13 protein-coding genes are annotated in these 14,892 nt (G+C 43.6%); 10 read left to right on the top strand and 3 right to left on the bottom strand.

The features are described from left to right. The first annotated feature begins 139 nt into the window (after positions 1-139). The gene (locus tag WFK81_RS01590; RefSeq protein WP_336784709.1) at positions 140-676 is read left to right on the top strand and encodes a DUF402 domain-containing protein; all 537 of its coding nucleotides are present in this window, start codon (positions 140-142) and stop codon (positions 674-676) included. Between the two features lie 77 nt (positions 677-753). Continuing rightward, positions 754-1,695 carry a methylenetetrahydrofolate reductase gene (locus WFK81_RS01585; RefSeq protein ID WP_336784708.1) on the top strand — a complete coding sequence of 314 codons (942 nt, stop codon included), beginning with the start codon at positions 754-756 and terminating at the stop codon, positions 1,693-1,695. Positions 1,696-1,861: 166 nt separating this feature from the next. Here the strand turns inward: WFK81_RS01585 and WFK81_RS01580 are convergent, their stop codons facing one another. The 3 genes from WFK81_RS01580 to tlp all read right to left on the bottom strand — a co-directional run bounded on the left by WFK81_RS01580 (position 1,862) and on the right by tlp (position 4,549). Beyond that, complete coding sequence (locus WFK81_RS01580) at positions 1,862-2,320, bottom strand: OsmC family protein (RefSeq protein WP_336784707.1); 459 nt, start codon at positions 2,318-2,320, stop codon at positions 1,862-1,864. 322 nt (positions 2,321-2,642) lie between these two features. Next, positions 2,643-4,220: an acyl-CoA synthetase gene (locus tag WFK81_RS01575; RefSeq protein ID WP_336785459.1), complete on the bottom strand. Its 1,578-nt coding sequence runs from the start codon at positions 4,218-4,220 to the stop codon at positions 2,643-2,645. 116 nt (positions 4,221-4,336) lie between these two features. Continuing rightward, positions 4,337-4,549, bottom strand: a complete 213-nt coding sequence (gene tlp, locus WFK81_RS01570; protein ID WP_336784706.1) for a small acid-soluble spore protein Tlp — start codon at positions 4,547-4,549, stop codon at positions 4,337-4,339. Positions 4,550-4,779: 230 nt separating this feature from the next. Between tlp and WFK81_RS01565 the strand changes: the two genes are divergently transcribed. The 8 genes from WFK81_RS01565 (at position 4,780) to WFK81_RS01530 (ending at position 14,802) form a co-directional block, all read left to right on the top strand. Next, the gene (locus WFK81_RS01565) at positions 4,780-5,322 is read left to right on the top strand and encodes a YkvA family protein (protein ID WP_336784705.1); all 543 of its coding nucleotides are present in this window, start codon (positions 4,780-4,782) and stop codon (positions 5,320-5,322) included. Positions 5,323-5,418: 96 nt separating this feature from the next. Beyond that, on the top strand, positions 5,419-5,898 hold the full coding sequence (locus tag WFK81_RS01560) for a hypothetical protein (protein WP_336784704.1): 480 nt from the start codon (positions 5,419-5,421) through the stop codon (positions 5,896-5,898). Positions 5,899-5,961: 63 nt separating this feature from the next. Continuing rightward, positions 5,962-6,888, top strand: coding sequence for an AraC family transcriptional regulator (locus WFK81_RS01555; RefSeq protein ID WP_336784703.1), 927 nt, complete (start codon positions 5,962-5,964; stop codon positions 6,886-6,888). A gap of 99 nt (positions 6,889-6,987) precedes the next feature. Continuing rightward, positions 6,988-8,496: an alpha-glucosidase/alpha-galactosidase gene (locus tag WFK81_RS01550; protein ID WP_336784702.1), complete on the top strand. Its 1,509-nt coding sequence runs from the start codon at positions 6,988-6,990 to the stop codon at positions 8,494-8,496. 244 nt (positions 8,497-8,740) lie between these two features. Beyond that, complete coding sequence (locus WFK81_RS01545) at positions 8,741-9,619, top strand: DUF4007 family protein (protein ID WP_336784701.1); 879 nt, start codon at positions 8,741-8,743, stop codon at positions 9,617-9,619. 10 nt (positions 9,620-9,629) lie between these two features. Next, the gene (locus WFK81_RS01540; RefSeq protein ID WP_336784700.1) at positions 9,630-13,109 is read left to right on the top strand and encodes a hypothetical protein; all 3,480 of its coding nucleotides are present in this window, start codon (positions 9,630-9,632) and stop codon (positions 13,107-13,109) included. A 4-nt stretch (positions 13,110-13,113) separates the two neighbouring features. Further along, complete coding sequence (locus WFK81_RS01535) at positions 13,114-13,989, top strand: hypothetical protein (protein ID WP_336784699.1); 876 nt, start codon at positions 13,114-13,116, stop codon at positions 13,987-13,989. Between the two features lie 192 nt (positions 13,990-14,181). Next, positions 14,182-14,802 (top strand): DUF6997 domain-containing protein, encoded by a 621-nt coding sequence (locus WFK81_RS01530; protein ID WP_336784698.1) that lies wholly within the window; start codon positions 14,182-14,184, stop codon positions 14,800-14,802. Positions 14,803-14,892 lie beyond the last annotated feature (90 nt).

Raw genomic sequence — 14,892 nt, 5'->3', positions numbered from 1 at the left:
AAAATAGGTCAGCCAGACTTTTCTGGCTGGCTTATTTTTTTACCTATTGGGTGACCGGGCAATATGAGGAAGCGGACGGATAGGCGATAAGTATGATATACTTTTCTAACCTAACGATTGTTGAAGGGAAGACGGTTCCGTGAATAATTCGGTTCAAATCAAAGCGTTGAAACACGGTGATCTCCTGCATTACGAATGGAACACCGACCTGCTGGAGGAAGGGGACGGCTATGTGTTTGTCCTTGGCCGTTACGGCAGGAAGCTTCAGCATCATACGAAGAAATCCGTATTTACCGTAAACAACTGGTCGATCGAGTTTTTCTCGAGCAAGCATTGGTTTACCGTCAGCGCGGCGGTTGTAGACGGCCAAATTAATGAATATTATTGCAACATTAACCAGCCTGCCTTGATTAACGGCGGCGAAATATCCTTTGTTGATTATGATCTGGATCTTGTCCAGCGCGGCGGCGAGTGGATGGTTATAGATGAGGACGAATTTGCCGAAAATGCGATTAAGTTCGGGTATCCGGAGCAGCTAATCAAGCAGGTCAGAGAAGAGCTGGCCGGACTGCAGACGCGTGTCGCCGAGCGCCAGTTTCCTTTTGACGGAACCATTGAACGGTTGATGGCCAGAATTCCGGACGAACAAGCAAAAGTTACAAATCCGACTGTATAAGAAGGAATTTAGCGCGGGATGTAGAAGTAATCAAGAAATTATTCCACTACTACTATGGACGTTAAGGATGAAGAACGATGCTTAAGGATAAAATTTTGAACAGACAGGCGGGCATTATTACCTACGGCATGACTCCGCCCAAATCAAGCCATACCCCGGAGAAGCTGGCGGAAATATCGCAAAAGCAATACGAGCGTCTGAAAAACCTGGATATTGACGGGCTTATCCTGTACGACGTTCAGGATGAAGCGGACCGGACGGATGAGGAGAGACCTTTCCCGTACCTTGAAGCTCTGGATCCAACCTTGTACAGCAAGAACTACCTGAACTACTGGAAGGTTCCTAAAATTATTTACCGCGTGGTTGGCAACAACTCGGAAGAAAGCTTCGCGGAATGGCTGAAGCAGGATGCCGAAGAGGACCGCTTCTCGGTCTTTGTTGGTACTTCCTCGAGCAAGCAGCAGACAACGATGAAGCTGCCGGAAGCCTACGAGCTCAGCAAAAAGCTGAACGACCGGTTAACGCTCGGCGGCGTCGTTATTCCGGAGCGCCATATGAAGAAGAACGACGAGCATCTCCGCATCAGGGATAAGGTAGACGGCGGATGCAAGTTCTTTATTTCGCAGGCTACCTTTAACGTGGAAGCCTCAAAGAATATGCTGTCCGATTACTACTATTATTGCCAAGAGCAAGGGATTGAGACCGTGCCGATTCTGTTCAACTTAGCGCCATGCGGTTCGCAGAAAACGCTCGAGTTCATGAAGTGGCTGGGCATCAGCATTCCGAAGTGGCTGGAGAACGACCTGATTAAGTCCACCGATATTTTGGACAAGTCGGTTGCGCTGTCGCTGAAAATTTTCGAAGAGCTGTTTGAATTCGGCATCGAGAAAGGCATCCCGATCGGCTGCAGTATCGAAAGCGTATCGACGCGCAAAGTGGAGATTGAAGCTTCGGTGCAGCTGGTGAAGGACATTAAAAGTATGATTGACCGTAAGCTTGGCGTTCACGCCGTTATCTAAACAAAAGGCCGTTGTTTAAGCCGGAGCTTGCTAGGAGCTCGGCATGAACAGCGGCTTTTTTATAGCTAGTTCATCGATTTCCATATTTCTGGTTGCGACTCCTATCGCTACCTCATACAAACAAATGGACTTTGGCACAGCCCGCCCCCAATTCCTGTTTCACTCCTTATACTTGAATTGAGTTCTCGATAACAACGTTCACTAATTTGAGATTAACCGGATTAGCCAGTGTATCGCCAACCGGGCATTTACTCTCTAAGAACTTAACAAATTCCTCAACTTTCGCTTTTGGAGAATCGGTTTTAATGCGGAATGTATAACGGATATCGGAATAACCTGGACGGATTTCAGATCTGTTAAAAAATCCATCGAGATCAATGTCACCTTCAACTTCCACTTGAAAATCATCAAGCTTGATACCAAACTTAGGCGCGTACACTCTTGCCACGATAGACTGACATGCCCCTAATGAGGCAAGAAGCACTTCTACTGGATTCATCCCAGTGTCCGTTCCCCCTAAACTTTGGGGTTCGTCGATGATTATCTCGAAATTCCTGGAGCTGGTTTTGACTTTCACTCCTTCTTGTAAATGTGCAGTTGCTTTAAATGTTTGAACAGCGGACATGTTTGCACTCTCCTTTGGTTACTTTAATTCTTTCATAACTAAAAATGAGATCGCCTTACGCAACATATCTTCTCAGTAACTATAATACCAACTATACCACTTTGGATTATAAGTTTTATTCCACTATATGTCAATGTATATCCTTCTATTCGTAGACGAATCTTTCGGGCCAGAACGCTGCCTTTCGATTGAATGAAAGTAAAAAGCCCGCCCCCAATTCCTTTTAAAGGATTGGGGGCGGTGCTCTTTTAAAAAATATAAGTAAGTATTTCACTCGCGAAATGTAGGCTGCTCCTCCTAAGGATGGTGCAGCCTTTTAGGCTCAGGAATTCAGAAACGCCTCGCGCTGGCGAAGCTCGATCCGGCGGATTTTGCCGGAGTTGGTTTTGGGCAGCTCGCTTATGAATTCGATTTTACGCGGATATTTGTATGGCGCCGTTACGGATTTGACGTGATCCTGCAGCTCTTTGACCAGTTCCGGTGAGCCGGGGACGCCGTCCCTCAGAACGATAAACGCCTTTACGACGTGGCCGCGAATTTCATCCGGACTTGCAACAGCCGCGCATTCCTTGACGGATGGATGGCGGAGCAATGCTTCCTCGACCTCAAACGGTCCAATCGTATAGCCGGAGCTGATAATAATATCGTCCCCGCGGCCTTCGAACCACAGATAACCTTCCTCGTCCTTGCTTGCGCGGTCGCCGGTAATGAAGTAGGAACCAACGATGTTGGCCCCTTTGCGTTCAGGATCCTTGAAATACGATTTGAACAGGGCAGGCATGTCGGTATGAACGGCAATGCTGCCGACCTCTCCCATCGGCTGCGGACGGCCTTCGTCATCAATAATCTCGACAAGACCCGGAACGATAGACTTGCCCATGGAGCCAATCTTAATAGGGGAATCCTTCAGATTGCCGATCAAGAGTGTATTTTCCGTCTGGCCGTAGCCGTCGCGGATGATGAAATGGAACAGCTCCTCGAACTGCTTGATCACGGCCTGGTTAAGCGGCTCGCCGGCCGATACCGCGCTGCGGATCGACGACAGGTCGTAACCGGATAAGCCATCCGTCTTCGCCATAATGCGGTATTCGGTTGGCGTGCAGCACATCACCTGAACCTGGTTTTCCTGAATGATCCGCAAATAACGCTCTGCGCTGAAAGAACCGTTATAGATCAAGCCGGTTGCGCCGCTGCCCAGCACGGATAAGAACGGCGTCCAAATCCATTTCTGCCAGCCCGGCGCAGCGGTTGCCCAGACCAGATCGGAGCTTTGGATGCCAAGCCATGCAGCGGTGATGCGCAGATGCGCGTAGCCCCAGCCGTGGCTGTGAACGACGCCTTTTGGATTGCCGGTTGTCCCCGACGTATAAGCAAGAATCGCCATATCATCGCGGTGGGTAGCCTCGGCTTCGCGTTCCTCCGGCTGTCCTTCCATTAGGGAGCTTAAGGTCATCCAGCCATCGGTTTGTCCGCTGCTTGCGTCAATCCGGAACTTCAATGCCGGCAACTCTTCCGTAATGTTGTCTACTTCAGCAGTGTCTTCGGCCCATGCGATAACCGCACGCGCTTCGGAATGCTGGAGGCGGTAGGACAGATCCTTGGCCCGGAGCATTTCGGAGGATGGAATAATGACAAGACCAAGCTTCAAGCAGGCCACGTAGATCATATACGCCTCGATGGTTCTTGGAACCATGACGAGGACGCGATCGCCTTTTGCCAGGCCAAGCTCGTTCAAGCCGCCCGCCAGCCGGTTTACCTGCTTCAGCAGCTCGTTATATGTAATTTGCGTGGTATGGCCCTGATCGTCCAGCAAACGGAGAGCAAGCTTGTCCGACTTGTGACGCTCAATCTCAGAGCTGATGTTATAGTGTTCGGGTGCGATCCATTGATCGAAATTCATTTGGGCCTGCTCCTTTGTCGATGCATGATTCATGCTGATTAGCGACAGTATAGCATAGGTTGCGAACATGAAAAAGATGACTTCCGACAAGCGGAAGCCATCTTTTTTCCAGCCTTTTAGCCTTGTTCGTCTTGCAGTTCTTCTTTGAAGCCTTCAACGCTTTCTCTCCGGCGCTCGTTCTTTTCTTCGAGCTGGTTTTGTTCCGTGCTGCTGATTTCGGAGCCGAACTCGTTCAAATATTGTTCAGTCTCTTGGATGTTCTGCTGCGTGTTAGCGATATGCTGCTGCAGATGCTCTGCATTGTCCGCACGATTGTCTGGCTTTGCCATTGGTATACCTCTCCTTTATTCGCGTTGGTCGTCGGGCACCGGCTTGGCACCCAAAAGCTATTGTGACCCAAAGGCTGGATTTTTTATGCAAAAATAAACTAAAGTTAATTGTCTAAAGATTGGTTTTTCTGTTTAATGATATAAGAGGGCTTGTTTTGCCTGCTTAAATCCAATCCAGGTGTAAATCGTCAACTAATATATAACTATTTAAAATAGGCGGGTGGATCTCGATGTCGGAAATTAAGGTTGAATGTCCAAATTGCGGGCACAAAAATCAGGTTGAAGCTCTGAAGCTAAGGCAGGCCAAATGCGAAGCTTGCCACGAAAGCCTTATTCAGGAAGACGTCCTTCCGGCAGATCTGTCGGATGAGGAGATTGCAAGCAGCGTGGAGTCGCTTCCTGCGGAGAGGCAGGAGGAAGAGGTCGATACCGACTCTTGGGCCGCAAAGATTGGCGATTACGAGGAGCAAGTGAAATACGTAAACAAAGGCTTCTGGTCCAAGGTGAGAAAATACGCGGGCAAGGTGCCATTTTCGCATGAAGCAGTGGCGATGTACTATTGCGCAATGGACCCCAATACTCCGGTAAAAGTAAAAGTAACCGCCATCAGCGCGCTGGCCTATTGGATTCTGCCGATCGACCTTGTGCCGGATATTTTCCCGGTTATCGGCTATGGGGATGATGCCACCGCGATCTTTGTCGCATATAAGGCCATCAGCTCGCATATTACGGACGAGCATCGGGATAAGGCAGCAGCCTTTTTCGCGAAATAAGAGTTAACCATTTGCAAATACCTCGCTTATGCTTAGCGGGGGTATTCACATCGAAAGATGAGTTAGTCGGGAGAAGGCTAGGGGGGAAATGGCAACTTGAATATGACGGAAGAGAGATGCAGGAGAGAAGTTATAGAGGCCGGTCGGAGGGAAGTGTTAGCTTACATCCACTCCGATGCGGGTGGTTGGGAAGAGGCCAAAACCGCACAGCAGATCCGGCAGGTGTATGATCAGCATCGTCCGCTGCATTACGATCTTTATCTGGATCTGAGCAAAGGGGAATGGCTTGCGAGGGGTCAGGCTATGGAGCTGTCTGAGGGTGATGTCTGCGTGTTATTCCGGATGATTACCGAAGGCTTGTCCTGTACCTCGGAGATGATCTTTACGGCCAGGTACAAGCGGGAGCTTGAGCCCGGCAACAAGAAGGATAGAGGCCGGCTTGACAGCTACTATCGAAGATTGAAGGAACGCTTGAAGCTGTACGGCATTACAACCGAGCATTATACGGTGAAGCCGGGAACCAGGTATTTTGTTATTTATCCGGAGCAATGGGGCGGGGAGACCGCGAAGCGTTGACCTTCCTTGCCCGCAGGTATATGCTGACCTTAGAGGCTATACCGGTTGCAAAGGTGGGGAAGCATGAATACGAACAGCTTTTACGATGCAAAGTGGAGAGACGGGGAGTTCCGGCCCAAGATCATGGCGTATTACTACAAGCAGTGGGAGGATTTCCATATGGGCTTCCATCAGCATGACTGGACGGAGTTCATGTACGTTATTTCCGGGAACTGCACGGTCGAGACAAATAAGGACGTTATTGCGATGCGCAAAGGTGATCTTATTATGCTGGATGCCGGTGTGCCGCATCGACTGATCGTCGAGAGCGGGAGTCCGTGCCGGATGCTGAATGTAGAGTTTGGGTTCCAGCCCTGCGACGGCATCTACCCGTCCATGAATCAAATGGCCAATCATAATCCGATGTTCTCCAAGCTGCTGGAGCAGCGGCTCGATACCATTGTGCTGAGAGACTATGAAGATATTCAGGTGAACCTGCGGAATCTCGTGTTTGAGCTGGATCTAGGCGGCGAAGGCAAGGAGCAGGGACGCGAGATGATGACCAATCTTCTGATGTCCCAGCTGCTCGTTCGTGTTGGAAGGCTGGTAGCCGTTGAGGCGAAAAATAGCACGGAGCGCCAGATCCATCATTACGTGCGGCAAGCAACGGAATACATTCATCAATATTACGATACGGCGATCCAAGCCAAGGATATTGCGGCTGCCGTTAATCTGCATCCCGTCTATCTCCAGCGTATTTTCAAATCGAATATGAACAAGACCATCAATGAATATTTGGTGGACTTGCGTATGGATAAAGCCAAAATGCTGCTCGCCCGGACGGATGTACCCATCATCGAGGTGGCGGATCATATCGGGCTGAACAGCCGCCAATATTTCAGCATGCTGTTCAAGAAAATGACGGGCATATCGCCCGCCGAATACCGCAAATCCAAGAATACGATCTCCAGCTGGACCGATTATGAAGTTGAAATAGTTGACAACATCTAACGCAAGCTGTTGCGAATGTGGAAACGCCTTCTTTTTCCGCCTGCTAGAATAAGGGTATTAAGCGACAACACCCTTATAGGCGAAGAGGAGGCGTTTTTTATGAGTTTTAAGGTGGCATTCGTAGGTGCGGGAAGTATTGGGTTCACACGCGGCTTGATGAGGGACTTGCTCGCCGTGCCGGAATTTGAGGATATTCAGGTTGCTTTTACAGACATTAACGAACATAATCTCGACATGGTAACCCAGCTCGTGCAAAGAGACATCAACGAAAATGGCTTGTCCATTGAGATCCAGGCCACAACCAACCGCAGAGAGGCGCTTAAGGATGCGCGTTACGTGTTTTGCGTGGTGCGGATCGGCGGTCTGGAGGCGTTCCAATATGATATCGACATTCCGTTAAAATACGGCATCGACCAATGCGTCGGAGACACCTTGTGTGCAGGGGGGATCATGTACGGCCAGCGCGGCATTGCCGAGATGCTGAACATCTGCAAGGACATCCGCGAGGTGGCAGAACCAAATGCGCTGCTACTCAACTACGCGAACCCGATGGCGATGCTGACTTGGGCTTGCAACAAGTACGGCGGTGTACGTACCATCGGCCTCTGCCATGGCGTGCAAGGCGGACATCACCAAATCGCGCGTGCGCTTGGCCGGGAGAAGAAGGACGTCGACATCATCTGCGCGGGCATTAACCATCAGACTTGGTATATTTCGGTTAAGACGGATGGCGTAGATCGTACGGGGGATCTCTTGGAGGCATTCGAATCGGTGCCGGAATTCGCTCAGACCGAGAAGGTCCGCATCGACATGCTGCGCCGCTTCGGTTACTATTCCACCGAATCCAACGGTCACTTGAGCGAATACGTGCCATGGTATCGCAAACGTCCGGATGAGATCAAGGACTGGATTGACCTTGGCGTATGGATCAACGGCGAGACCGGCGGCTACCTCCGCGTCTGCACTGAGGGCCGCAACTGGTTCGAGACCGACTTCCCGAACTGGATGAAGGCAGAGCCGTTCAAGTACACGGCTGAGAACCGCGGTGAAGAGCATGGATCTTATATTATAGAGGGCCTCGAGACAGGCCGAGTGTACCGCGGCCACTTCAATGTCGTAAATAACGGTGTGATCACCAACCTGCCGGACGATGCCATCATCGAGGCACCAGGTTATGTCGACCGCAACGGCATCAACATGCCGGTTGTTGGCGACCTGCCGCTCGGCCCGGCAGCCGTCTGCAATGTCAGCATCTCCGTCCAACGCATGGCCGTAGAAGCCGCCGTCCACGGCGACGACAAGCTGCTCCGCCAAGCGATGATGATGGACCCGCTCACCGGCGCAGTGTGCAATCCGAAGGAAATCTGGCAGATGGCCGACGAGATGCTGGTTGCTCAGGCGAAGTGGCTTCCGCAGTACACGGAAGCTATTGCTGCAGCGGAGGAGCGGTTGGCAAAAGGAGATTTGCTGCCAACGCGGGAGAATTATCAAGGCGCTGCGCGCCTAAAGACGAAGTCGGTCGAGGAGCTCAGCCAGGATAAGGAAGCTGCGACTCGCAACGCGATCGAGTCGGATAAGGCGAAGGAGCGGCCTGCGGCCGGGGTTTAAGTTATAAGAGGTTTTTGACTGGCTATGTCGAATTATAAAAATGAATTTAAGTGAATAGTCTAAAAGAATCATATATAAGATATTGCATGGGCTATGAGTACTGTCAAATGCTAAACATTAGCATCAGATTAGAACGTTTGTTCCTGTTTGGGTCTATTATTTATTCTTTTTTTGGTGTATAATCACTCCTGGAGAGTACTCTCCAGGAGTGATTTTTTGTTGGGTTTAGGAAGGGGTTAGGCTTATGGCATATGCGAGGCATCAAAGTTTTTATTTGAGAGATAAATGGTTTAGTAAAGGATTAAGGGCAGTAAGTCAAAATCCTAGATTTTTTTTTAATGAATATGCTTTTGAAACTATTGGATTAGGTAAGAACATGTTAGAGTCGTTAAAGTATTGGCTTGTTGCCTTTAACGTTCTTGAAGAAAAAACGGAAGATGGACAAAAAGTACATACTTTATCCGATTTGGGTAGAATTTTATATGATAATGATCGACTCTTACAAAGAAATGAGACATTATCGATACTTCATTATAATTTAGTTAGAAATACTAATGATCAAGCTACTGTTTTTGATTGGTACTTTAACAAATATAAAGAGACTTCTGTAAGCAAACCTGAGCTATTAAATTCTTTTATTACTTGGGTAAGCCAAAACGAAACAAAGGCCATCTCGGACAAGTCCTTAAAGCGGGACATTGATTGTTTAATACAATTTTACACAAAGGCTCCTGACGAGAATGATCCGGAGGATGTTATTTTCTGTCCATTTTCCAAACTTACTTTAATGAAAAGTGAGTCTTCTGGGGAAGGATTTGACATCATAAAAAAATTGGTGCCTGAGATTAATAAGATAGGTGTTATCCCACTTTATTACGTATTGCTGACGTATCGAACCATAAACGATGCAGATTTAATAAGTGTTGATGAGATTCTGCATGGTGATTATCTTTGGGGTAAAACATACAACCTCTCTCGGAATAAGATAATCGAGGTTTTGAATATTCTTACAAATCACGATCAGTTCCCAATAGAGTATGTTAGAACTAATAACTTAGATTATATTAAAGTACCGAAGATCTCCCCGACTGAATTTTTGAAGAGTGAGCTTTTGAAAGGATGACTGCATCGAGATGGCTTTTAAGTCGAGTGTAAACATTAAATTTGATATAGGTAATGCTGAATTTATAAAACGTTATATTCCTACCCCTTCCCACGCTGAAGCGATGAGAGGGATAATTGAGGGAATTACCGAAGAGAATGCGAATCACTCACATATTATTATTGGGCCGTATGGTACTGGAAAATCATTGTTGGCAAATGTAATCGGGAGCGTTGTTTCAAAGCTAGTCGATTCTACTGAAGTAATCAATTTAGTTAATAAGTTTGAACAAGTGGATGACCAAATCGCTATTAAAATAAAAGGCGCAAGTAATTTATCTACAACTTTTTTGCCGATATTACTAAGCGGTAACGAGGGTAGGTTTAGACAATCGATTTTATCTAGTATATTAAAAAAGCTCAATGATCAGGGTATCGATGTAGTGTTACCGGGACTAGCAACAAAAATTATTGACTCGATTAAAGTATGGGAAAATACTTTCCCCGAGACCTTTAGAAAATTTAACTTACAATTAGAGCGGGATGGAAAACATCTCACAAAATGGATTGCGGAAGTAAAGAAACAAAACGAAGCTGAGATAAGATACTTTTCAGAAATATACCCGCTTTTAACAGCGGGTGCTTCATTCGAAATTGACTTTGACCATAGTTTTTTATCGCAGATGGAATATTTAGATAATATTCTACAAGAAAATAATCTTGGTATCTTTATTGTATATGATGAATTTGCAAGGTTTTTACAAGGGTTAGGTGCCTCAAAATTTAACGAGGCTATGCAAGATATTCAAGATCTTGCGGAACTCGCAAATAGATCAAAATCAATACATTTTTTATTAATTACCCATAAAAGTTTGCGTCATTATTTCAACAACTCAAATGAAGAATTTGCAAAAGAGTTTCAACGCATTGAAAAGCGCTTTAGTCATTATTTAGTTAAAAGTGATCAAGCGACCTTTCTTAGGATTGCCGAGATCATAATAACTGAAAATATTGAACAAAAACCGCAGATATCGATTTCGGACTTTACTAATACGCAAAGCCAGATGAGAAAATACCCTCTTTTTCCTAGTATTAATCAAACTGAACGTGATGAGTTAGTAATAAAGGGGATGTATCCGCTTCATCCAGTTTCGTTATTTCTGCTACCGAACTTAACTCGTGTGTTTGGGCAAAATGAAAGAACGTTGTTTACTTTCTTAGAAAGTCAAGAAACGAGTGGTTTAATCAACCACATCAATAAAACCAATGACTATTATCTAGCGCACCAGTTATTTGATTTCTTCTTTCCTGATTCCAATGATATTAGTAACGAAGAGATCTCTGAACATATTCTCCTATATAAAAAAGCAATGGCACGATTACCAGAGGATCTTACTAACAGACATGCAGCAACTAATTTAGTAAAGATCATTACCCTATGGAATTTGTGCGCGTTACAAAGTGACCAGAAGTTAACAACGGACTTTTTGCAGTTCGCGACACAGATTGGTGGGGATGAGCTTTTAAGTATCTTGTCTATACTAAGCAAAAACAAAGTTGTTAGATTTAATAGAGTTAATGATTTCTGGGAGTTATTCGCTGGAAACTCGATTGATTTACATGAGAAATTAGAACAAGAAAAGCAAATAGTCAAGCTTAGTAATGCAAAAGAAATAGAGGTTTTACAAAATAATCTTACTAGGAAGTTTTATTTCCCGGATCGGTACAATGATGACAAGGGTATGACTAGGTTTGCTGCTGTTAAAGTAGTTTATGGTAAAGACTTGCTTGAAGGTGTAGAAGATAATAAAGGTGAATTCTCTGATCTTATACTGTATTTTGTGTTGCCAGAGGATACAGTAACCAAGGTAGCTTTAGATCCTGTATTAAGAAGTCTAAGCGAACAATATAAAGACAAATTGTTTTTCTTACATCCCGAACCTGCTGAAGAGATAATTACGGAAGTTTATAATTACCTTGGCTTAGATTTACTGAAAAAGAATAAGTCATTATTAGCAGAAGACAAAGGGATTAAGGAAGAATTAGAGATTCTAATTAATGAGACAAAATATAAAATCTCAAACTACTTATATGAAATAACAGCTTTTAATGAAAATCAATTGTGGTACACTGATGGCCGTACTTCTTCAATTAAGTCAGAATTTCAGTTGGCAGAGGTACTATCTGAAAAATGTTATTCGATATATCCTAATACACCGATCGTATTAAATGACTCTTTTAATAGAAATAGTATTTCCGGTGCACAACGAAACGCTGCAATTTTGCTTATTGATAAAATACTTGAGGAACCCCAATCCGATCATTTTGGTATTACTGGGAATGGACCTGAATATGCATTATTTGCTTCTATATTTAAAAATAACGACAGGTTTGACTATAATATTAATAACCTAGCGTACTCAGATATAAAAAACGAATCCTTTACTGCACTTAGGTCTATGTTGATGGAGAAGTTGGAGGAAAACTCCACTGGTAATTTGGAAGAGCTAGTCGATATATTTATTAGACCGCCATTTGGTATTCGAAAACCGTTGATTCCAATTCTTTTTGTGGCTTTACTCAGGGATCGGTGGAACGAGTTTATGTTGTATCGAAACGAAATGTTTGTTCCAGGAGTCAATGGAGCTAAGCTTTTTGAAATAATTGTCGATGTTGGCTCTGAAAACTATCAGTACGTTTACGAGAATATTAGCGAAGATTATATAGAATTCTTTAATAAAATGGAGTTGTATTACCAAGATTCTTTAGAGTTGCGTCTTAGTAATCATTCCAGACTGATTTACATGTGCGGTACACTTCTTAAATGGCTAAGGTCACTACCGAGAATCGTCCAAACCTCAGAGTATATTGATGATGAGTTTAGACAATTTAGAGAGTGTATCAAAAGATCTGAAATTGACCCGCAGAAATCTATTACCCAACTTTTTAACCTTTATCATAATGATCCTGAAAAAATGTTGGTAGTTAAACAATACGGTGAGAGTTTCACTACAAACTTAAAAAAGAATTTGACCGATAAAGTATTTGAAACAATGGGGGTTCCTAGTAGTGAGGAACTAAATGATTGGGTTAAACAACAAAAGTTAAATGGTAGTTTTAGCAATAATAAGATGATTGTAAAAATGTTATCATCGTTTAATGTCGATTATGATGGTTCGTGGATTGATCACTTTGCTGAGGGGTATATAGGTGTTAAAATAAACGATTGGTCTGATACTACCTATGACTTGTTTATCACTCAATTAAAACATGATTATAAGCAAGTCGCGGCAACGAAAGAGGAAGTTTTGCTAGACACAGAGAATTTAGTTACTATTCAAATGAACAATAGTAGAAAAACAATAAATAAAGTCGATTTATCAGTGAAATCGACAACCGTATATGCAAATCTAGAAAGAATGATTAATACTGCGGGAAGAAATGTGCCACGGCAAGAGCTAGAATATCTAATCTATAAATTATTCGAAGATTATGTGGTAAAAGCGGAGTGATATTATGGAGAGACAAGAAAAGAAAGTAGTACATGTGGCGATGTTTAGCGGCGGTGCTGGAAGTGCATATGTTGCTAACCATATGGTGCAAACGTATGGTAAAGAGAACTGTATTTTATTTTTTACGAACACGTTATGGGAAGATGAAGATAACTATAGATTCATGGATGAGGTATCTAGGCACATTGGTGTGGAAATTACTGAGAGACTTGATGGGAGAACACCAGAAGAGGTTTTCTACGACGAACGATTCCTTGGAAATGCTCGACTGGCTAAATGTTCTGAAGAACTCAAGGTTAGACAAACGATTATATTTTTAGAAGATGAGCTAAGAAATCAAAAGAATCTAGAACCTATTCTTTATTTTGGGATTGGCCCACACGAGAAACACCGTGCGGACAATCTGAAGGAATTTTATTCACACTTTACTTTAGAACCAATTGAGACTCGATTTCCTTTAATTGATTTATTTAGAGAAGATCTTGATGCTAAAGGAATAATTCGAGACGAATGGGGAATTGAGTTACCTCGGATGTACAATATTGCAGAACACCTGGCTAATAACGGTAACAATAATGCAAAAATAGCGTTAAAATATGGTATTAAAGGCTTCTCCCATGCCAACTGTGCCGGTAGATGTGTCCGCGGTGGTTATCAGCATTATGCCTTACTTTATGCGATATGGCCGGAGAGATATCGGGAACAAGAAGAGATGGAGGAACGTTTCAGGGCCACTTTACTTAAGGATGTCTCCATTCTTAAGAAAAATGGTGGTTCCTATACGATGAGACAATTTAGAGAAGTAATGGAGAAAGAAGGTTTTGAAAAATTCTTATTTAAAGCTGATGCAGATATACCATGTGTGTGCTCGTTTGCATAAATATAGTTTATATGTTAGTCCCAAAAATTCGTCGAAGCAATTTCGACGAATTTTTTATTTTATTAAGTAATAAAAAATTTAGTTAGATAATACTTAATCTAATTAAAGTATATAGGGGAATTCGATAATTTCAGAAATAAGGTATAGGGAATAAGTGAAATATTTGGGTGCGATACCAGCAGCCATTTCGATATGAGGCTTGGTCAAGCTCGATCAGGTAAAGGAACTCAATTTGCGTTAGTAAAGGTAAAGGATAGATTAGAAGACTTCTTTTTAATGGATTACACTATTTTTAATGTTGAAGGGACTGAATTTATTTCTAGCATTAACGTTGATCAACTAAAAGCATGTACATTATTACCTTCATTAACAGAAAAGTCATTAGTAAATCTAGGTTTTTCTTCTGGTTTAATAAGTTTTGCTCTAGGTTTTGATGTAGTAAAACCTATCTTCCCACCTGCAAATTATAATTCAACATTTACCTTCAATTTAAGCCTCATAGTCTTATTGATGAACAATTTGAACATATTTAGAGGTCAAGTTGAAATTGACGCTATGTTTATTGAGAAGCGAGATAACAGAGATACATTATTTGTAATAGAAGTCAAGAGTGATTCTAGTCATAAATCATTGGCAAAGCATAAGTTGCTTTATCCTGTACTTGGAGTTGCGAAAAATGTCCCTAATCACACACCTACAGTTCCAGTTTATGTAAAAGTTTTAGGTATTCACTTTCATATTGTTGAATGTAGTGTACCTGACCCGAGAGTTGAGGTCGTGGCTATAACGGTAAAGAACTCATTTAATTCTTAACTTGGACTCAATTAAAAATCTTTTTAAGTAGTAAGTTTTTTGCTAGACAGGATATATTATGTAAGATGTCGAATGTAACAATCGAACCAT

This window comes from Paenibacillus sp. MMO-177 (genome assembly GCF_037147795.1).
Lineage (GTDB): Bacteria > Bacillota > Bacilli > Paenibacillales > Paenibacillaceae > Pristimantibacillus.
This window is presented reverse-complemented; position numbering and strand designations above follow the sequence as displayed.